Source organism: Streptomyces sp. CA-250714 (assembly GCF_050936705.1).
In the GTDB taxonomy this organism is placed as follows: Bacteria; Actinomycetota; Actinomycetes; order Streptomycetales; family Streptomycetaceae; genus Streptomyces.
This window is the reverse complement of the sequence record NZ_JBNJMI010000001.1, coordinates 203422-222335: the sequence shown is the minus strand read 5'-3', so window position 1 is coordinate 222335 and position 18914 is coordinate 203422. Positions and strand designations below refer to the sequence as shown.

Genomic DNA, 18914 nt, shown 5'->3' with positions numbered 1-18914 from the left:
TCCCAACCGCCGTACCGGAATCCGGAGCCGTTTTTTCTGTTATGGCGGCCCCCGGCCCGAGGTCTCCCCTTGTGTCGGACAGAGAATGTCAGGACTCGGAAGGGATGTGGACGGCGTGGCAGCGACAGGGGAAGCCGACCGTGCGGTGGTCGAGGCGGCACAGCGCGGTGCGCTGTGGGCACAGGACGAGCTGGTCAGCTCGTATCTGCCCCTGGTGTACAACATCGTCGGCCGGGCGCTGAACGGGCATGCGGACGTCGATGATGTCGTCCAGGAATCGATGCTCCGTGCGCTGCGCGGTCTCAGGTCGCTGAAGGACCCTCTCGGCTTCCGGTCCTGGCTGGTGGCCATCACGATGAACCAGATCCGTACCTATTGGTCCAAGCAGCAGGCCGCACCGTCCGATCTGGGTCTGCAGGATGCCTACGAGGTGGCCGACCCTGGGGCGGACTTCGTGGACCTGACCATTGTTCGTCTCGGGCTCGAAGGCCAGCGGCGGGAAGTGGCGCAGGCCACCCGCTGGCTGGACACCGACGACCGCGCGCTGCTTTCGCTGTGGTGGCTGGAGGCGGCGGGCGAGCTGAGCCGGGCCGAGGTGGCCGCTGCTCTGGAGATGTCTCCGCAGCACACGGGGGTGCGCGTGCAGCGGATGAAGGCGCAGCTGGAGACCGCCCGCCTGGTGGTGCGCGCGCTGTCCGCCACGCCGTTGTGTGCCCGCCTCGACCAAGTGACGGACAACTGGGACCGGCGCCCCTCGGCGCTGTGGCGCAAGCGCATCGCACGGCACGCCCGGGAGTGTGGCGTGTGCTGGGGGCACCAGGCCGGACTGGTACCCGCCGAGGGGCTGCTGGTGGGCCTGGGCCTGGTGCCCGTGGCCGCCGCGCTCACCGGTACCGGGGCGTTGGCCGCGCTCTACGGCGCCGATTCCGTCGAGCCGACGGCGTTCAGCGCACACGGTGACACGGCTACGCCGTCCGAGAGCGGCGATGCCACGGCCGTGCCACGGGCGGTGCACGACGCCGACCCGCACGGTCGCCACCGCGTACAACGCGTACAACGCGTACCAGAGGGCAGTCGGCACAGCCGCCGCGTGCAGGAGCGAATACGCAGGCGGCGGCGGACCACCGGCCTGGCCGCCGCGGTCGCCGCGCTGCTCGCGGGCGGATCGATCGCGGCCGTGAACGGGCTACCGTCGGACGAGGACGGGCACGGGGACACGGTGCGGTCCGCGGCCGACTCCGAATCCGCTTCGCCCCCTTCACCCACGGCCTCGCCCTCCCCTTCACGCAGCAAGTCGCACTCGCCCGAGCCGCGCGCGACGCACAAGAAGCCGAAGCCCAAGTCGGCACCGGCGAAGACGAAGTCGGCGCCGCCGCGTCCCAGGCCGACCCCCACTCCCACCGCCGCCGACCCGGCGGACACCCCGGCCGAGCAGGTCCTGGCAATCGTCAACAAGGAGCGGGCCAAGGCCGGATGCCGCCCTTTGAAGCTCGACGACCGTCTCACCCGCGCTGCGCAGCTGCACAGCGAGGACATGTCGGCGAAGAACTACTTCGACCACACGAGCCAGGACGGCCGCAGCTTCAGCGACCGGGCCAAGGCTCAGGGCTACCAGTCGCCCGGGGCTGAGAACATCGCCAGGGGACAGAACTCACCCGAGGACGTGATGGCGGCGTGGATGAACTCGGAAGGCCACCGCGCGAACATCCTCAACTGCGACCTGACCACCATGGGCCTCGGCCTGGTCGAGGACGACCGGACCTGGACCCAGCTGTTCGGCTCCTGAGCCCCGCGCGGGGCCGGGCGGACGGCGCTTGCGTCTCCAGGGCGATGACCGGCGGCGGGACATCCCAGGGACCCGCCGCCGGTGCGGAGCACGCCGTCGGGCCGGCTCCGGCGGATCTTGCCCAGCCCTCACCGCTGTCCCGGTAAGGGCTGCCTCTTACCGGGTGTCAGCGCTTGACGTTCCACTGGAGCGTGCCGTTCAGGAGCTTGCGCAGCTGCGGATCGCGTACCGCTTCGGTCGGATTCGTGGCGCGCACGGTCACGGTGTGCGTGCGACCGTCGTCCGGGACGCCGAGCGTGCCAGGAGTGACGGAACGATCGCCACGGGCCTTCCTGGCTTCGCGGCCGTCGACCAGCCAGCGCACGCGCGCCTTTTCGGATGCCTCGATGCGTATGCGCTTCGCGCCGCGCAGCAGTCGGCCGGTGGGCGTGGTGCTGGAGACGGCTGGTGCGTGCTTGTGGAAGCCCGCGATCATGGCCTCGCGCCCGGGGAGGTTGAACTCCTGGCCCAGCGTGCGCATGATCGAGTTTTCTGTGGGCCGGTTGACGCCGCGCGCGCAGCAGCCGCCGCCCTCGAACGTGCCCACCTTGCCGCCGTCCGGCGAGTCCTGGCCGAGCCAGCGGTGCCACTTCGTCCGCTGCGCGGCCATCTCCTCGGCGCTGAGCGTCGAGAGGTTGGGCTCACCCGGCTCGGGGCCGGTGTGCTCGTCCTCGCTGTACCAGTACTCGTCGGCGAGCTTGCCGAACGAGTGGCCCGACTCGTGCACGACGAGCTGCACGGCCTGGGCGTTGTCGGACGAGGCGGTGGCTATACCGTCGTATCCGGACGGCGAGGAGATGTCGTTGTAGCCCGCGCCGCCGTATTTGCTGGAATTGCTCAGGACGATGACGAGGTCGGGGTCGGCGGCCTTGCTCGCGTACGCCTCGACCTTGTTCTCGTCGACGCACAGCAGCCGCTCCATGCCGTCGCAGAAGAAGTACGAACCCAGCGCGGTGTTCTTGCGGACGTCGCTGGTCGGGTCACCCGAGACGCCGGAGTCCTTCGAGTGCGCGTCGACGGCCCAGACGTTGAAGAGGTCCTTGTACTGGGCGTACGGCTCGACCTTGGCGACCTGCTCCCAGTTGCGGCGCACGTCGGTGCGGAAGTCCTCCTGCTGGTCGGCGGTGTAGCCGTCGCCGATGAAGACGACGTCGACCTTGGCGTCGCTCGGTCCGGCCTCCTTGATCGGTACCACGTCGCCGTCGTCCTTGATTTTGTGGTGCTGCTTCTTGGTGAGCGGGGCGGACGCGGGGACCTGTCTGTGGCGGGGGTGGTTGCCGGGGCCGTTGAAGTATTCGACCTCGACGCGGTCGCCGGCCGGGGAGTTGCCCTGGTCGTCGTCGGTCCGAGCGGATGGGGTGCTGTCGCCCCAGCCCTCGCTCGCGGCTACCGGTGCTGTGGCGGCGAGCGCCGCCACGACGGCGATGCCGACGGCCACGGTCAGCCGGGTGCGGGATCTGCGGGGTGCGTGTCCAGGCATGGGAGACCTCCGTGAGCTGCGCGGACTCGGCCAGGGGGCCCGAGTGCATAAGTGGGGGAATAAACGCGCTTAATGCGTCGATTAACATAAGGGCTGTCGGAGTCCGCGGCAACGGCCGGGCATAAAGTGGTGTGCGGACGGCGAGTTCGCGCCAGGTGCTCCTGCGTCCTTCGCTCCGGACTCCGAAGGACACGGCTCAACTGCCGGGATCTGGAGGGAGGCAGAGGTGGCCAAGAACGGACCTGGTGGCGTACGGCCTGACGAGCCCACCGCCATCGGACGGAGGGTTCTGCGCCTGCGGACCGAGCGCGGTCTCACCCAGCGGGAGTTGGCCGAGCCCGCGTACACGCCCGCCTACATCTCCACACTGGAATCGGGCAGGGTACGCCCTTCCGAGGCAGCCCTGCGGCACGTCGCGGCACGGCTCGGCACCACCCCCGAGGAGCTCGCCACGGGCCGCCCGGCGCACCTCGCCGCCGACCTGCGCCTGCGGCTGACCGACGCGCGGCACGCCCTGGCCACCGGGGCCCCCGAGGACGCCGCCACGCTCTTCCGGGCCCTGCGCGCCGAGGCCGTGGAACACAGGCTGCCCGCCGAGGAGGCCGACGCCCTCCTCGGGCTGGGGGACTGCCTGCTCGAATCCGGCGACCTCGCCGAGGCGCGCGAGTGCTTCGGCGCCGTCGAGCGGTTGCTGGCCGACGAGCCGCTGACCCGTCGGGTCCCGGCCGTGCGCGGACGCGCCGCCGCCCACCGCCTCAGCGGAGAACTCCGTTACGCCTGCTATCTGTTGGAGACCACCCTCGACGAGCTCAACGCTTCCGGTCTGCACGACCCCGACGCGCTGCTGCTCCTCTACACGGCGTCCATCGCGCCATACCTGGAGATGGGCGCGCGGGCGCGCGCCGGGCGCGCCGCCGAGCTGGCGCTGGCGCTCGCACCGCGGGTGGAGGACCCGGCGTTGCTCGCCGGGATGCACCGCGGCGTGGCCCGTACGCTCATCGCCCAGGGCCGCACCGCCGAGGCCGACTCCTCCCTCGCCAAGGCGCAAGACCTCTACCAGCAGCTGCGCATCCGCACCGACCTCGCCCACTGCCACTGGATGCGCGGCTACGTGCACGCCCAGCACGGCGACCTGGAACGCGCCGAGAGCGAACTGTGCACCGCCCGCTCCATGCTCGCCTCGAAGCGGGCCGCGCTCTTCACCGAACAGGTCGAGGTCGAGCTCGCGGACGTGCTGCGCCGCCGCGGCAAGGCCCAGGAGGCGGAGGAACTGCTACGGCCGCTGCTCACCGCGGGAGAGCCGGACACCGGGGGCCTCCGCACCGGACGCGGCGCCGTGCACGCGGGCGCGGCACACCGGCTGCTCGGTCTCATCGAAGAGCAGCGCGGCGACGACCCGGCCGCCGAGGAGCACTACCGCGCGGCCCTCCCGCTGCTCGAACACGCGGACGCCGCGGGTGATGTCGCCGACCTGTGCCGGCTCCTCGGCGATCTGCTGCGCCGTACCGGACGCGTGGAGGAGGCCCTGGACACCTACCGCACCGGCCTCGGCCACCGGGCCACGCCCGGCACGACAACACTGGGGCCCGCGCCGGCCAGTCCGCCGATGTGAACATCAGGATCGGGGCTTGTCCGGCGGATCCTGCCCTCGCGGCGAGCAGGCCGCCGCTGACGCCGCCGTCGAACAGTCCTCCGCCGCGTGCGACGGTCTTCACCCAGGCCCCTCGGTCACGGCATGGACCGCAGCGGCGGGTGCTGCGTCGTGATCATGACTGTTAAGGCCGCCAACCCCGTCCTTCAGGGCGGGGATAGGCCGTACCGATCCGCACCTGTGCGTTGACACGATCATGGACTATGGTGTTAGTCATGTTCCGGACGATCAAGCGGGCGTACAAGTACCGCTTCTACCCGACCAGCGAACAGGCGGAGCTGTTGCGCCGCACGTTCGGCTGTGTCCGGTACGTCTGGAACAGGGCCCTGGCTGAGCGGACGCGCCGCTATAAGGACGAGGGCAAGAACACCTCGTACGTGGATACGGCGAAGTGGCTGACCGCGTGGAAGCAGGACGCCGAGTCCGAGTTCCTGCGGGAGGTCTCCAACGTCCCGTTGCAGCAGACGCTTCGTGCTCAGCAGGTGGCATTCAACAACTTCTTCGCCAAACGGGCTCGCTTCCCGCGCTTCAAGTCACGCAAGAAGTCGCGGCAGTCGGCGACGTTCCAGAACAACGCTTTCACCTTTCGGGACGGGGCGCTGAAGCTGGCCAAGACGACGGAGCCGCTGAACATCGTGTGGCATCGTCCGCTTCCCGTGGACGCGGAGCCGTCCACGGTCACGGTCTCCTGCGACAGTGCGGGGCGCTGGTTCGTGTCCGTGCTCGTGGAGGACACCGTGACCCCGATGCCCTCCACGGGTGCGGCGGTCGGTGTCGATGCCGGGCTGGAGCACCTCATCACCCTCTCGACGGGGGAGAAGATCGCCAGCCCGCGTTACGAACGCGCCGACCGGCGCAAGCTCGCCAAGGCTCAGAAGGCTCTGGCCCGGAAGGCGAAGGGCTCGCAGAACAGGGTCAAGGCACGACTCAAAGTCGCCCGCATCCACGCCAGGATCGCCGACCGGCGCCGCGACAACTTGCACAAGGTCACTACTCGGCTGGTACGCGAGAACCAAGCCATCGCCATCGAGGACCTGACCGTCCGCAACATGCTGGGCAACCACTCCCTCGCACGCGCCATCTCGGATGCGGCCTGGAGCGAGTTGCGGAGCATGCTGGAGTACAAGACCGACTGGTATGGGCGAAAACTGCTGCTTGTGGACCGCTGGTTCCCCAGCTCAAAGCTGTGCTCCACACCGGGCTGCGCCCACATGAACACCAAGATGCCGCTGAAGGTGCGGTCCTGGACGTGCGCGCAATGTGGCACTGTCCACGACCGCGACGTCAACGCGGCCCGCAACCTACTCGCGGCCGGGCTGGTCGAGAGCTGAAACGCCTGTGGAGGACCGGTAAGACCGGCCCCGGAGTCTTCCGGGGAGGCGCAGTCCGATGAATCAGGAACCTCATTCCGCGAGGAATGAAGCCCCTCCCTTCAGGGAGGGGAGAGTCACCTCATGACGGGGACCGTGTCCGGTGACTTCGAGCTGACCATGGACGAGTTGCGGGTCGTAGCACGCTACGTGGCAGAGACCGCTCTAGAAGTCCTCCCTGTGTTCGAGGACGCCAACCCCGATGATCCTCGGCCCCGCGCGGCCCTTGATGCCGCATGGGAGTTCGTCAACGGTGCGCGGAGGACCAAGCTGCAACGTGTCACCTCGTTGGACGCACACCGAGCAGCGAAGGAGGCTTCCACCGAGGCCTCACGTCTCGCTGCGCGCGCCGCCGGCGACGCCGCAGCCGCCCCGTACCTCCACCCGATCGCGAAAGCTCACCAGGTAGGCCACATCCTGCGCGCCGCTGCGAGTGCAGCGCGCATCGCTGAAATCAACGCAGGCGGCGATCCCGAAGTCGGGAACATGGCGATCGAGCAGGCTCGGCAGCGCGCCACACCGGTCTTGATCGATGTTCTCGGCCGGTACCCCCTCGCGCCGACCGGCAACAACCGCGTTGCCCAGCTCATGACCGCCTTGGACGCTTCCCTGCGCGCGTCCCGCTGAGGGACCCCGGCTATGAGGCCGGCAATCACCTACGCCGCGGCTGCCGCTCATCGTGGCCGTCAGCGCCAACCCCCGTTCCCTCCTTCCAGGGCAGCTCAGCCCGCTTGACGCTCATGAGACATACTGACCCCTCACCAGGGACGAGAGCGATGAGACAACGGGGGGCTCCTGTGCAGGGGCAGGGGGTGCGCATAAGCCGCGTGCACCGCATACTCATCGCTGTCGTGGTCACCGGTGCCATGGTGATCGCGGCGATCGGCTTCGCGGGCTCCTACGCGGCGGTCCGCGAGCTGGCCGAGCGGAAGGGTTTCGGCGAGTTCGCGCCGTTCTTCCCGATCGGTGTGGACGCGGGCATCGTCGTGCTGCTGTCCCTGGATCTGCTGCTGACCTGGATCCGGATCCCGTTCCCGCTGCTGCGGCAGACCGCCTGGCTGCTGACGGCCGCCACGATCGCCTTCAACGGCGCCGCCGCCTGGCCCGACCCGCTCGGGGTGGGGATGCACGCGGTGATCCCGGTGCTCTTCGTCGTCACCGTCGAGGCCGCCCGGCACGCGGCCGGCCGCGTCGCGGCCATCACCGCCGACAAGCACATGGAAGGCGTACGCCTCTCCCGCTGGCTGCTGGCCTTCCCCTCCACCTTCCGGCTGTGGCGGCGGATGAAGCTGTGGGAGCTGCGCAACTACGACGAAGTGATCCGCATGGAACAGGACCGCCTCGTCTACGAGACCAGACTCCGCGCCCAGTACGGCCGCTCCTGGAAGCGCAAAGCACCGGTCGAAGCACTGATGCCCCTCAAACTCACCCGCTACGGCGTACCGCTCGCCAAGACGGCACCCACCGGGCTGCTGGCCGCAGAGCTATCCACGGACTCCCTCGCACTCCTCACGGGCGCTCCCGAACCGAGTCACCTCCTGCAAGAGGAAGATCCGCGCTTCGCCGATCTCGGCGCTCCGTGGTCCCGCCTGGGTGCGGACGGCTACACCGAAGAGGAGACGCTGGTAGCCCACTACGCGCGCCGGACCGTCCCGGCGGGCGACGGAAGCCTCCCCCGTCCCAGCCCTGAGCCGTCGGCGGACGAGGGCCTCCCCGTGCCGCAGGCTCCCGCGGCTGCCGAACCGGAGACTCCGCGCTCAGAACCCGTACCGGTACCGGGAAACGCCGGGACGCCCGGCGCTGCGCAAGAGCTTCAGCAGCCACCCGGGAACGACCCGTACGACCGTGCCCCCGCGCAGACGCCTCCGGACGCGCAGACAGGCGGCACGGCCGCGCCCTCGTCGGATCAAGATGCCGTAGCGGACGAACCGCGGCAGGAAGCGGAAGCGGAAGAGTCGAAGCCGTCGGCGCATTCGGTGGGGGAGGGGAACCTGACACTCGTCGACCGCTACTACCAGGCATGGGCAGACCTCACGGATCTGCTGGGCGAGGAGCCCAGCCTCCCGGAGCTGGCCGACCACTTGTGGAGCCAGGGCATGACCGGCCGAGGTGGCGCTCTGATCAGCCCGAGCACCCTGCGTCGGTACCGGCTGAGCTGGCGCATCTATCGAGTCTGGGCGCAACATCTGGAGACACGCGGCAGTGAACCGTCCCTCAGCGAGTTGGAGGCGCTGTGTGCCAAGCACGGCATCCGCTCCAAGGGGGGCCGCGGCGACCGCATTGGCCCGGACGACCTCGCGGGCTACCTCGCCGACTTCCGACGCCGCTACGCCGCGTTCGCGAGGACGCTGCCGCACTGACAGCACGGCACGCGTTTCAATGCCGGCGGAAACGCGGCGGTGAGCAGGATCAGTGCGCCTTGCCGGCAACGCGCATGGCCTTTCGGGTAGCGGCGAAGTGATGGTGGCCGCGCCCCGGAGAGGTCGTCACCATTGCCGGTGCACGGTTGCCTTACTGCCGGTCACCAGGCTTGCCGGCGGAACGTCATCGGCCACGACCGCGCCGGCGGCGACCACCGCATCACGGCCAATGCTGACCCCCGGAAGAATCGTGGCACCGGCCCCGATCCACACGTTCTCCGCGACATCTATTGGCGCGCCGCTCAGCCATCCCCGTCGATCCTCGGGATCGACCGGGTGCCCGACGGTGATGAACGTGGCCTTCGGTCCGACCATCACGCGCTCGCCGAGCCGGATACCGGCGTAGTCCAGAAACGTGCAGTTCTGGTTGATGAACACGCGCTCCGCCAAATCCAATTGAAGACCGTGGTCCGTGTAGAAGGGCGGATAGATGGTGACTCTCCCCAGCAGCGGCTTGCCGAGGATCTGTTTGAACAGGTCCGCCTTGCCCGCCTCGTCGTCGAAAGGCAGGACGTTCAGACGGGAGGTGAGCTCGGTGACCCGCAGTACCCGCTCGGCCATGGCCTGGAATTCGGCGCTGTGAATGCGCATGAGACGGTCGCTGGACATGCCGCGATCCTTTCTGGTGTACCGGTGACGGGATAAGACTCACTGGGCGCTGGTGGAGGCTGCTGTCAGCAGCCGGGTCGGGTCACCTTTGTCGGGCCCAGGACGGGAGCCAGACCGTCTCAGGGAGCTTTGGCAGGCTTCCGAGGTGGGTGATGATTCCACGGAGCCCTGGATGTGGATTCTTTCTGGGGAGGATCAGCGAGAGTGGGTACGCGAGGGTCGGATTCACGACAGGGATGCGGCGTAGGTCGTAATCCGTCGGCCAGATGTACCGGTCGCGTGCCCCGACGAGCGTAGCCACACCAGCGGATGCCGCGAGGGTCTCCAGGAGCACTTCGTCTCCGAAATGCGGGCCTGCCGCATCGATACGTAGGTCGAAATCAGTTGCGAGCTGATCGTAGAACTCCGCCCATTCGCTTCGCGGTGCGATACCCGGCACCCATATCCGGTGCTTACGCAGCTGCGATGGCGTAAGCGTTCGCGCGGAGGCGAGCGGATGTCTCGGGCCGACGAGAAGTTCCAGCGGCGAGTGGAAAGCGTGGACCATTTGCACGTCGGGCGGCAGGGTGCCCGAGTCGGTGACGGTACGGAACGAGGCATCGATATCGCCTGCTTCGACGGCGGCGACCGCCACGCGTGGGTCGCTGACCCGGAGGGTCACCACGTCGAGGTTGGTCTCGGGATGCGACCGCCAATAGTCGTGCAGAACCACAGCCTGCGCGCTTCGCAGGCCGAGAACGTCGATCCGAAGGGCCCGGGCGCCCGGCCTGACCGCGGTGATGGCACGCTCAACACTCGCGACGATGCTCCGCGCGTGGGGGAGAAACGCCTGGCCATCGGGCGTCAGCTCAACCCCTCGGGCGGTACGGGTGAACAGCCGGACTTCCACCTCGCGCTCCAGGGCGGCGATCCGTTTGGAGACTGCCTGCTGTGTCACGCCCAGCTCATCGGCCGCATGTTGCAACTGTCCGAGCTCGGCCGCCCGGACGAACGATCGCAATGCCTCGGTGTCCACTGGTTCACCTTAGGCGCGTACAACTGACCGTTGTGGCTCGCCGAGGACCGGTTGTTCGATCACGCTCCAGCGTTGCTGACGTCGGTCGTTGCTACGTTCGTTGAGCCGCCATCTGACCGGGCACTGACCGTCCCGCCAACCGGTAGTCAGGAGACCAGAGCGTGCCGGGGAGCTTCGTGGATGATCTGGTCGGCGGTTTCGCCGGGAGTGAGAGCCGCGGTGTCGAACCACCAGCCGATCTCGCCGAGCTCGCGCTTCATATCGGCGTCGAGCGCTTCATAGCCGTCGAAGTCGAACCGCTCGCGGGGATCCCTGAGGGTATTGCGGTACTTGCAAATGTCGATGCCCGGCGAGAGGACGACGAACAGCACCTGTCGAGCCGGGAGAAGGCTCAGAAAGAAGTCCAACTGCTTACGGTCGGGGATCACCCAGTCGATGACGGGCGTGAAACCGGCGTCGGAGAAATTGTTCGCCAGCATGCACAGGTTGCGGTTGCACAGCTCCACTTGCTGCGCCGCTTCGTCGGCAGGCTCGCCCAGGGCGCCGACGCGACCGCTGACAACCAGCCTGCTGATGTGGTCGCCGTCGAGCCGGGCGGAGCGAGGCAGCCGCTGGGCAACCAGCCTGGTCACCGTCGACTTCCCGGCCCCGGGCATCCCCGTCACGATCAGACAGCTCGACCTCTCAGCAGCGATCATATCGGCAGCTTGTCAGGGGGTGTGCCGGCCCTCAACCGTATTTCCCAGGACGCTGTCGAGGACTCATTCGCGAGAATTCCCTTCAGTGCCTGGCGCAGCGGGACGGCCCAGCAGATTGTTCGGGCACCATCCTCACGGCCGCAGATGCTCGACCGTGACCCCTTGTTGCTCGGCCAACCGCTGGGCGATCAATGAGCGGTGGCAGGCCTCCGGGTCGCGCTCGACGCAGAACAGCGCCGCGACCCCACCACTCGACAGCGCCGACACGACCGGCGTGAGGTCGGCGCTGTCGAGGATCTCGGCGGTGTAGCGGCGGGTGTACTCGGTAGCGAGTTCGCGGCGCGAGCGCTTGCCGACTCCTTGGCGGGCGTCCTCCGCGTACTGGAGCCGGCGTAGCTCGGTGGTCGGGGCGAGTTCGAGATGGTGCTCGTAGGCGATCCGGGCATCGGCGAGGGCCGCCTGCAGCCGCAGCGAGTTCGCCCAGGCGTACTCGGGTCCACGGACACCGCGGCGCTGACGTACGTCGAGCAGCAGGCGGACGTCTGCGTGCCGCAGTCGTTGCAGGAAGGACTCGCCGTCGAGGCCGTAGACGCCGATCGTCACCATTCTGAGCACCGGAAATCACCCCTTCTGCCTGCTACTCGTGCCGGTTCAACCGGCACCGGCACCGGAGGCGGCGAGGCCGCATCACGCGACGGCGGTCCCCTCGAGCTCGACCAGCTGGCCCGGTATCGCCAGTCGCGTCACCCCGAGCATCGTGGTGGTCGGCGCCACCCCGGCGGCGCCCAACCGTCCCGCCAGCACGCCGTAGTGCTGGAAGAGCAGATCGACGTCGGTCGTGTAGACGTTGAGCCGGACCAGGTTCGCGAGGGACATGCCGGCCTCGCCGAGCACGGCCTCCACGTTGTCGATGCTCAGCGCCAACTGCGCCGCCATGTCACCGTCATGCTCGGGCTTGCCGTCGCCGTTCATCGCGGTCTGCCCCGAGATGTACAGGGTCCGGGTGTGCCCGGAGACGACCTCACCCTGGTTGAAGCCCATCTCCACCGACCACGTCACCGGGTTGACCGCCGTTCGTTCCACTGCCACGTCAGCTCCATTCGATTCATCGGGATCACGTACGTCCATCGGCTCGGTAGCCACCGGCTTCGACGTCGTGTCCAGGAGCCTCGCAACAAATCACGACATCCTTGGTCACGTATTCCGATAAAGTTCTGGCATGCGCGCCGACCGGTTGGTCTCGCTGGTGCTGCTGCTGCGTCAGCGCGGTCGGCTGACTGCGGACACGCTGGCCCGCGAGCTGGAGGTATCCACCCGCACCGTGCTGCGCGACATCGAGGCGCTGTCCGCGGCCGGCGTCCCGGTCTACGCCGAACGCGGTCGGCATGGCGGTTTCGCGTTGTCGCCCGGTTTCCGGACCGAGCTCACCGGTCTGAACCACGACGAGGCCCTTGCCCTGCTGGCCGCCGGATCGGGACGCGGCGAGCAGGTGTTCGGCCTCGGCTCGGCGCTCGCTTCGGCCATGCGGAAGGTGGTCGACGCGCTGCCCGAAAGCCACCGGGCCACCGCGAACGACGCGGCCCAGCGATTTCTCGTCGACCCGGAGACCGACCTGCTCTCACGTCGGCTGGTCACCGAGGAGGTGCCCGACACCACAATGATCGAGGTCCGGCGCGCGGTGCTGGCCGGACACAAGCTGCGCATCCACTACGCGGCCACAGGCCAGACGCCACAGTGGCGCACGGTGGACCCGATCGGCCTGGTCACCGTACGCGACCGGGCCTACTTGCTGGCCTCGCGATCCGGCGCGGACCGCACCTACCGGCTGTCGCGGGTGTTGGCCGCCGAAGCACTCCCCGAAACCGCACAGCGACCGAACCGGGTCGATCTGGACCGGATCTGGCGGGAACGCTCCGCGCAGTTCCTCTCCGGCGGCGACCACATCACCGTGCTCGTACGGCTGAACCCGGCGCGACGGGAGGAGCTGCTGGACACCGCGCTGGCCGTCCGCGCGGAAGAACCCGACGCGGACGGCTGGCTGCGGCTGGAGGTGACTTTCCAGGATTCACGACACGCCGAATGGGCGCTGTGGCAGCTCAGCATGGACGCGGAAGCCCTGACCCCGCAGTCGTTGCGCACCGCCCTACGCAACCGCGCCGCCGCGCTGGCCACCCGCTACGGAGACTCATCCGGAGAGTGAGAGGCCATCTGCTGGCTGATTGCCTGTTACCGCTCCTGCACTGGGCCCCTTTCAACTCACCTGCACCGAGAGGTTGTTGTTGATCGTGTAGTACGGCCTCACCGAGTGGGCGGCGCCGTCGGGGCTCGCCACCTGCCGCGATGGATAGCGGAAGATGTGCCTCTTGTCCGGGATGTCATCGAGGATCCGTGCGAGACGGACCGGCTCCTGATCCGCGGCAGGGCGCAGCCACAGGTCCCAGACCTGCTGCCCGGGCAGCAGGGAGGTGAAGGGCAGTTCGGCAGCGAACCCGCGTTCCGCGTGCGGTCCGTCGGGGGCGTACTCCGGTGTGGTTTCCCGTCCGGAGCGTTCCTCCGCTTCCAGGCGTACCGGAACGCGCACGGGCAATGCCGCGGAGTCGCGGGGATGTGCCTCCAGGCTGGCGGTGGTGGTGAGCTGCGTGCCGTAGAGCTTGCCGTGCAGCACGAGGGTGTTGTCGTCGACGTGCAACGCCCCTGCTTCGGCATGCGGTCGCCGCACCCACGTACGGAGGGTGAGGTTGCCGTGCTTGGTGGCGTAGGGGATCCGGACGCCGAGCCATGCGTGTGCGTCGAAGAGCGCGCCGCCGGTGAGGGAACGCAGGTCGAGTACCCCGGGCAGCAATCGCTGCGGCTCCGCGTCGGCCCAGGCGAGGTAGGCGTCCCAGCGCCCCTCCCGTAGCGACGTTGTGGCGGGCAGGGTGGCGCGCAGCCCGCGGTCTGCCGCTGCACGGGTGAGGGGCAGCCTGAGGGAGGCGTCGGGGCCGTGATGGTGGCGCAGGCGCAGAAGGACGGCAGCATGCTCGTTCGTATCGGAAGCCGCAGCGTCCCTCGCGGTTTCGTCGAAGAGCCGTACGTCGAAGGTAAGGCCCCCGTTGCTGTCGGCCGTGCAGTCGGCGCGCGGGCGGTGGGGCTTGCGGCCGGGGGAAGAGCTGACATCTGGCGGGGCTGCCGGCGCAGTGTTGAGCACTGACGTGTCAGGGACAAGCTGGATCATGCCCGTGCTCCTTCCAGGGCGTGTCGCACACCCGTCCGTACGGTCTCCCGGGCCGCGTACGCTCCGCCGAGGAGGGTGCCGCGTGCTCGGTGAAGTGTGTTGGCCCGGCGGTTGACCAGCGAGGTCAGCAGTTCCTCGTACCGGGCGGCCACCTGCGCGGGATCGAACCGCGCCGACGCGGTGAGCGCGGCTCGTCCCATCCGCACACGCAGGTCCTTGTCGTTGATGAGGCGCAGCAGCGCACCGGAAATCGCGCTCACATCCCCTGTGGGAACCAGGAGTCCGTCCTCGCCGTCGCGGATGATCTCTCCCGGCCCATGCGGGCAGTCGGTTGCCACGACCGGAAGGCCGCACCGCATCGCCTCGACAATCGTCATGCCGAAGGACTCCAGGCTCGACGTCACAGCGCAGATCGCTCCCTTGACCCATTCGGCCTCGATTGGATGTGCCGAGCCCATGAGGAAGACGTGGTTGTAGAGGCCGAGTTCGTCGATGAGATTTCTCAGCTTGTCGTGCTCGCGGCCGTGACCGTAGATGCGCAGGCCCCAGTCCGGGCGCTCGCGCACGACCTCGCCGAAGGCGCGTATCAGTACGTCGTATCGCTTGGCGGGGGCGAGTCGGCCCGCGGCGACGACCCACTTGCCGCTGCCGTCCGCAGGCGTGACGTCCGGCTCGGGCACGCTGTTGGGCAGCCCCTCGACGCGCACGCCGGGCAGCCGCAAGGTCCTGCGGTAGTCGCGGGCGTCGGCTTCGGTGACCGTGGTGACCGCGTCCAGCCGGGGATAAGTGCGGCGCAGCAGGCGCTTCATCCGCGCGGAGTGCGTGGCCAGCGTGAGGTGCTCCTGTCCCAGACGCGCGGGGCCACGGCGCGTCTGCCGGGCCACGTGCACGTTGAGTCCGGGGCGTGTGCCTACGACGACGTCCGCCTGGGTGCCGGCCAGATACTCGCCGATCCGGCGGTCCGTCAACGCGCTGTGCCGGGCGTACTGCCCATCGGCAACCGGGAAGACCTTGGCAGGGACGGCGTGTTCGGGATCACCACCGTCATACGTCGCGCTGTGCCGGCGCATGTCCACCAGCGACCTGAGCCGTACGCCCTTGCCCGGCTCGAAGAACGGCCTGTCCCGGTACCGGAAGACCGACACGATCTCCACCTCATGCTGCTCGGCGAGCGCCTGCGCCAGATTGAAGGTCGTACGGACGGTTCCCCCCATCCCGTACGCGCTGAAGATCAGAAACGAGATGTGCATTGTTCCCCCTATGTGTCGATCTTGAGAGCGGCGGGACCTGTCACTCAAGGCCCGAGCGGGAGGGCCAACTTGCTGTTCTGTATTGCCTTCTGGCGGCGCAGTAGTCGAGTGACAGCCGTTGGTCTCCTGGTGCTGGCTGCCGCCGCATGCCCGTGTCATGGGTGACAACGGGAGGAACCCGGTGGGCTGTTCACGGTGCGCGGTGGCAGGTGGTTCACGGCTCGTAGGGCACGCCCGTCACACGGATGGGTCGAGGTTCGTGGTGTGGGGTGTTCCCAGTGGTCTGGCTGGGTGGTGGCGAAGGGGCGTGCACCGTGCGGGGGTGTCTCCCGGTCGTCGTCGGTTGGGAGACACCCCTTTGCGGGGTGTGGCGGGGCGGTGCGGGTTACTGCATTGCTTCTTCGAGGGTGTTGTTCCAGTAGGTGACGGTGGAGTTGTCGCTGAGGGCGAGGCCGGCGCCGGTGGGGGCGTTGACTTTGGCGGTGGCGCCGGTGGCGTGCAGGCTGCGGTCGGCCAGTTGGACGGTGAGCTGCTTTTCGCGGTGCATGTTGCCGCCGTTGCCCTTCTCCAGGCTGAGCGCGGCGTAGGCCGACTTGCCCGGCTGGAGGGAGATCACGGACTGGGGCTTGCCGCCGCCGGTCTGGATCGGGGCCTGGGCGTTCGGGTAGCCGACGAAGGGGTGGCCGTACAGGTCGCAGCGGGTGCTGCCGTTGTTGGTGGCCTTCAGCAGGATGACCGGCGCGCTGCCGCCGGTGTGCTGGAGCCGGATGGAGACCTTGCCGACGGTGCAGGTGGAGGTGTTGGCGCCCGCGGTTGTGGCCTCGGTCAGGGGGCTGGTGCCGCCGATGGCCCTGTTGCCATCGTTGCTGCCGTTGCCGCCGTTGCGGCTCGGCGCGCTGCCGCTGCCCGTAGAGCCCGAGTCGGAGCCGGTCGAGGCTGAGTCCTTCGCCTCGGCGTTCTTCGACGCTCCGGCGGAGGGTGAGGAGCCGGCGTCGTTGTTCTTGCTGCCGTCGTTCTGGCAGGCGGTCAGCGAGAAGGTGGCGGCGGCAGCGACAGCGACGAGGCCGACGGTACGGGCAGTGTGGCGAATGGTCTTCATGAAAGGTCCCCCCCATGGGTACGAGATGCGGCCCGGCCGCCCGCTTGCGCAGGGTTCCCCCGGCCGGAGCCACTGGTCGTTACGGTCTGTGTGATGGCGCCGGACGGTGGATTGTTCACGGGATTCAATGTGATCCACGTCACTACTCGATCGGGTGCTCCACGACGCGGACCAGGGATGCTCCGACGGGGAGAAAGAGCTGAAGATCTGGGCCGGCGGGCTGACCTCGGCGATCTATAGTGCCTGCGAGGGGCGGAACCCGGCGGTGTCGAACGTGCGGCACCTTGGACCCAGGGCCGAGACCGGAGCGGACGATGAAGGCAGCTCGATTCAGCAGATTCGGAAGCCCCGATGTCCTGGAAATCGCAGAGCTCCCCGACCCGCATCCCGGGCCTGGCCAGGTCCGGATTGTGGTGCGCGCGGCCGGTGTCAACGTCAGCGACTGGAAGAAGCGCCAGGGCCTGATGGACCAGGAGCTTCCGCAGACCCTCGGCCATGAGGCGTCGGGCGTCGTCGACGAACTCGGCGAAGGTGTGTCGGATGTTGCCGTCGGCGACCGCGTCTTCGGCCTCTCCGGCGAGGGCGCGGCCCAGGCCGAATCAGCGGTGCTGGACTACTACGCACCCATCCCACCCTCGCTCGACTTCGCCGCCGCCGCGGCACTGCCCTCCGCGCTGGAGACGGCCGCGCGCGCACTCGACCAGCTCGGCGTAGGAGCCGGTTCCACGCTTCTGATCAACGGTGCCTCTGGCAACATCGGCAGCGCCGCGGTCCAGCTGGCCGTCGCGCGCGGGGCACGGGTGATCGGCACCGCCGGACCGGCCAACCATGAGTACGTGCGTTCTCTCGGGGCCGACCCTGTCACCTACGGCGAGGGCATGGCCGAGCGAGTCCGCGCGCTGGCTCCCGGCGGCGCCGACCTGGCCCTCGATGTCGCCGGCAGCGGCGTACTGCCCGAACTCATCGGACTCGCGGGCACCCCCGCGAACGTCGTGACGATCGCCGACTTCACCGGCGCCCAGGAGCACGGCGTCAGATTCAGCCGCGGCGACACCGGCCGCGCACTGTACGTGCTCAACGAGATCGGCCCGCTGATCGAAGCCGGTCGATTCGCACCGCCCGCCGTACAGACGTTCTCACTCACCGACATCGCCCAGGCGCACCGCGTCGGCGAGGAAGGCCACGTGCGCCGCAAGCTCGTGCTACTGGCCAACTGAGGCACCGGCCGGGACCGGCGCGGCGTCAGCCGAATTCGGGGATTACGCGAATTCGGGGATCACCCGCCGTGGGGGAGCGGGGTCACCCGGCCGCTTTCTTCAGTCGCTTGAGGTCCGCCTCGAGCTTGTCCTCCTGCTCGGAGTTGAGCGGGATGAACTGGGTGCTCGCCGTGATCTGTTCGTGGTGCTCGACGAAGTACTCGATGAAGTCCTCCACCTCCGGACGCTTGAGCGCCTTCGTGGTGGGATAGATGAACAGCGGTCGGGACAGCGGCTTGTATGTGCCGTTCTGCACGCTCGAGATGCTGGGGACGACACAGCCGTCCCCATCGTTGATCATGAGGGATTTGAGGTTGCTCTGGTTCCCCTCGAAGTATGAGAAGCCGAAGTAGCCCATCGCACTCCGGGATCGGGAGACGCCCCGAACCGTGTCATTGTCGTCCGCGGTGGAGCGGTAGTCGGTACGGGAGGCACCCTCTTTGCCGTTGATGGCCTTGGTGAAGTAGTCGAAAGTGCCCGAGTCGGTGTCCGGGCCGAAGAGCTTGAGGGGCTCGTCGGGGAATTTCGGGTCGACCTGCTGCCAGTTCGTGATCTCGGAGCCGGGTTTCCAGATCTTTTTCAACTGCTCGGTCGACAGGCAGTCCACCCAGTGCACGTTCTTGTTGACCACGACGGTCAGGGCGTCATTGGCGATGGAGAGTTCGTCGTGCTTGACGTTGTTCTTCTCGCATGCCGCCTTCTCCGTGTCTTTGATCACGCGCGAGGCGTCGGCAATGTCCGTTTCGCCGGCACAGAACTTTTTGAAGCCCCCACCGGTCCCGGAAGTCCCCACGGTGACCTTGACCTTGGGCTGCTCCATGGCGTAAAACTGCGCGGCGGCCGTGGACAGCGGGGCGACAGTGCTGGAGCCGTCCACCCTCACCCTGCCCGCGAGTTTCTTTTCCTCAGCCGATCCGGTTTCGGACCAGGCATCTATGGTCCCGCATGAGCTCAATGTGAGGACACTGACAAGGGCCAGCATGGTGACCCCGGCGATCGCTCTCGGCCTCTTGGATGCATCCACGTT

General features: G+C 68.4%; 16 protein-coding genes and 1 pseudogene. 7 read left to right on the top strand and 10 right to left on the bottom strand.

Annotation, left to right across the window (positions count from 1 at the left end):
• Window positions 1-115 precede the first annotated feature (115 nt).
• On the top strand, window positions 116-1786 hold the full coding sequence (locus tag ACQEU8_RS01185) for a sigma-70 family RNA polymerase sigma factor (protein WP_433095793.1): 1671 nt from the start codon (window positions 116-118) through the stop codon (window positions 1784-1786).
• A 166-nt stretch (window positions 1787-1952) separates the two neighbouring features.
• Here ACQEU8_RS01185 and ACQEU8_RS01180 read toward each other — a convergent pair whose 3' ends face one another.
• On the bottom strand, window positions 1953-3305 hold the full coding sequence (locus tag ACQEU8_RS01180) for a M64 family metallopeptidase (RefSeq protein ID WP_433095791.1): 1353 nt from the start codon (window positions 3303-3305) through the stop codon (window positions 1953-1955).
• 226 nt (window positions 3306-3531) lie between these two features.
• On the opposite strand from ACQEU8_RS01180, the gene ACQEU8_RS01175 reads away from it, so the two are divergent.
• The 4 genes and pseudogenes from ACQEU8_RS01175 (at window position 3532) to ACQEU8_RS01160 (ending at window position 8686) form a co-directional block, all read left to right on the top strand.
• Entirely contained in the window at window positions 3532-4917 is a 1386-nt protein-coding gene (locus ACQEU8_RS01175) for a tetratricopeptide repeat protein (RefSeq protein ID WP_433095789.1), read from the top strand.
• 254 nt (window positions 4918-5171) lie between these two features.
• Window positions 5172-6414: pseudogene (locus ACQEU8_RS01170) on the top strand (RNA-guided endonuclease InsQ/TnpB family protein).
• Window positions 6411-6953: a putative immunity protein gene (locus ACQEU8_RS01165; protein ID WP_433095788.1), complete on the top strand. Its 543-nt coding sequence runs from the start codon at window positions 6411-6413 to the stop codon at window positions 6951-6953. The pseudogene ACQEU8_RS01170 and the gene ACQEU8_RS01165 overlap by 4 nt, the downstream one beginning before the upstream one ends.
• A 149-nt stretch (window positions 6954-7102) precedes the next feature.
• Window positions 7103-8686 (top strand): DUF2637 domain-containing protein, encoded by a 1584-nt coding sequence (locus tag ACQEU8_RS01160; RefSeq protein WP_433095787.1) that lies wholly within the window; start codon window positions 7103-7105, stop codon window positions 8684-8686.
• A gap of 126 nt (window positions 8687-8812) precedes the next feature.
• Here the strand turns inward: ACQEU8_RS01160 and ACQEU8_RS01155 are convergent, their stop codons facing one another.
• The 5 genes from ACQEU8_RS01155 to ACQEU8_RS01135 all read right to left on the bottom strand — a co-directional run bounded on the left by ACQEU8_RS01155 (window position 8813) and on the right by ACQEU8_RS01135 (window position 12151).
• Window positions 8813-9355 carry a DapH/DapD/GlmU-related protein gene (locus ACQEU8_RS01155; protein WP_433095786.1) on the bottom strand — a complete coding sequence of 181 codons (543 nt, stop codon included), beginning with the start codon at window positions 9353-9355 and terminating at the stop codon, window positions 8813-8815.
• A gap of 82 nt (window positions 9356-9437) precedes the next feature.
• The gene (locus tag ACQEU8_RS01150; protein WP_433095785.1) at window positions 9438-10370 is read right to left on the bottom strand and encodes a LysR family transcriptional regulator; all 933 of its coding nucleotides are present in this window, start codon (window positions 10368-10370) and stop codon (window positions 9438-9440) included.
• Between the two features lie 146 nt (window positions 10371-10516).
• Window positions 10517-11068 (bottom strand): AAA family ATPase, encoded by a 552-nt coding sequence (locus ACQEU8_RS01145; protein ID WP_433095784.1) that lies wholly within the window; start codon window positions 11066-11068, stop codon window positions 10517-10519.
• A gap of 132 nt (window positions 11069-11200) precedes the next feature.
• Complete coding sequence (locus ACQEU8_RS01140) at window positions 11201-11674, bottom strand: DUF488 family protein, N3 subclade (protein ID WP_433102077.1); 474 nt, start codon at window positions 11672-11674, stop codon at window positions 11201-11203.
• Window positions 11675-11755: 81 nt separating this feature from the next.
• Window positions 11756-12151: a RidA family protein gene (locus tag ACQEU8_RS01135; RefSeq protein WP_433102075.1), complete on the bottom strand. Its 396-nt coding sequence runs from the start codon at window positions 12149-12151 to the stop codon at window positions 11756-11758.
• Window positions 12152-12287: 136 nt separating this feature from the next.
• On the opposite strand from ACQEU8_RS01135, the gene ACQEU8_RS01130 reads away from it, so the two are divergent.
• Complete coding sequence (locus tag ACQEU8_RS01130) at window positions 12288-13268, top strand: helix-turn-helix transcriptional regulator (RefSeq protein WP_433095783.1); 981 nt, start codon at window positions 12288-12290, stop codon at window positions 13266-13268.
• A gap of 51 nt (window positions 13269-13319) precedes the next feature.
• Here the strand turns inward: ACQEU8_RS01130 and ACQEU8_RS01125 are convergent, their stop codons facing one another.
• The 3 genes from ACQEU8_RS01125 to ACQEU8_RS01115 form a co-directional block, all read right to left on the bottom strand.
• Window positions 13320-14282, bottom strand: coding sequence for a hypothetical protein (locus tag ACQEU8_RS01125; protein ID WP_433095782.1), 963 nt, complete (start codon window positions 14280-14282; stop codon window positions 13320-13322).
• Window positions 14279-15532 carry a glycosyltransferase family 4 protein gene (locus ACQEU8_RS01120; protein ID WP_433095781.1) on the bottom strand — a complete coding sequence of 418 codons (1254 nt, stop codon included), beginning with the start codon at window positions 15530-15532 and terminating at the stop codon, window positions 14279-14281. Before ACQEU8_RS01120 ends, ACQEU8_RS01125 begins: the two co-directional genes overlap by 4 nt.
• A 385-nt stretch (window positions 15533-15917) precedes the next feature.
• The gene (locus ACQEU8_RS01115; protein WP_433095780.1) at window positions 15918-16631 is read right to left on the bottom strand and encodes a DUF4232 domain-containing protein; all 714 of its coding nucleotides are present in this window, start codon (window positions 16629-16631) and stop codon (window positions 15918-15920) included.
• A gap of 314 nt (window positions 16632-16945) precedes the next feature.
• Between ACQEU8_RS01115 and ACQEU8_RS01110 the strand changes: the two genes are divergently transcribed.
• Window positions 16946-17848: an NADP-dependent oxidoreductase gene (locus ACQEU8_RS01110; protein ID WP_433095779.1), complete on the top strand. Its 903-nt coding sequence runs from the start codon at window positions 16946-16948 to the stop codon at window positions 17846-17848.
• Between the two features lie 82 nt (window positions 17849-17930).
• Here the strand turns inward: ACQEU8_RS01110 and ACQEU8_RS01105 are convergent, their stop codons facing one another.
• Window positions 17931-18911 (bottom strand): phosphate ABC transporter substrate-binding protein PstS family protein, encoded by a 981-nt coding sequence (locus ACQEU8_RS01105; RefSeq protein WP_433095778.1) that lies wholly within the window; start codon window positions 18909-18911, stop codon window positions 17931-17933.
• Between the last annotated feature and the right edge of the window lie 3 nt (window positions 18912-18914).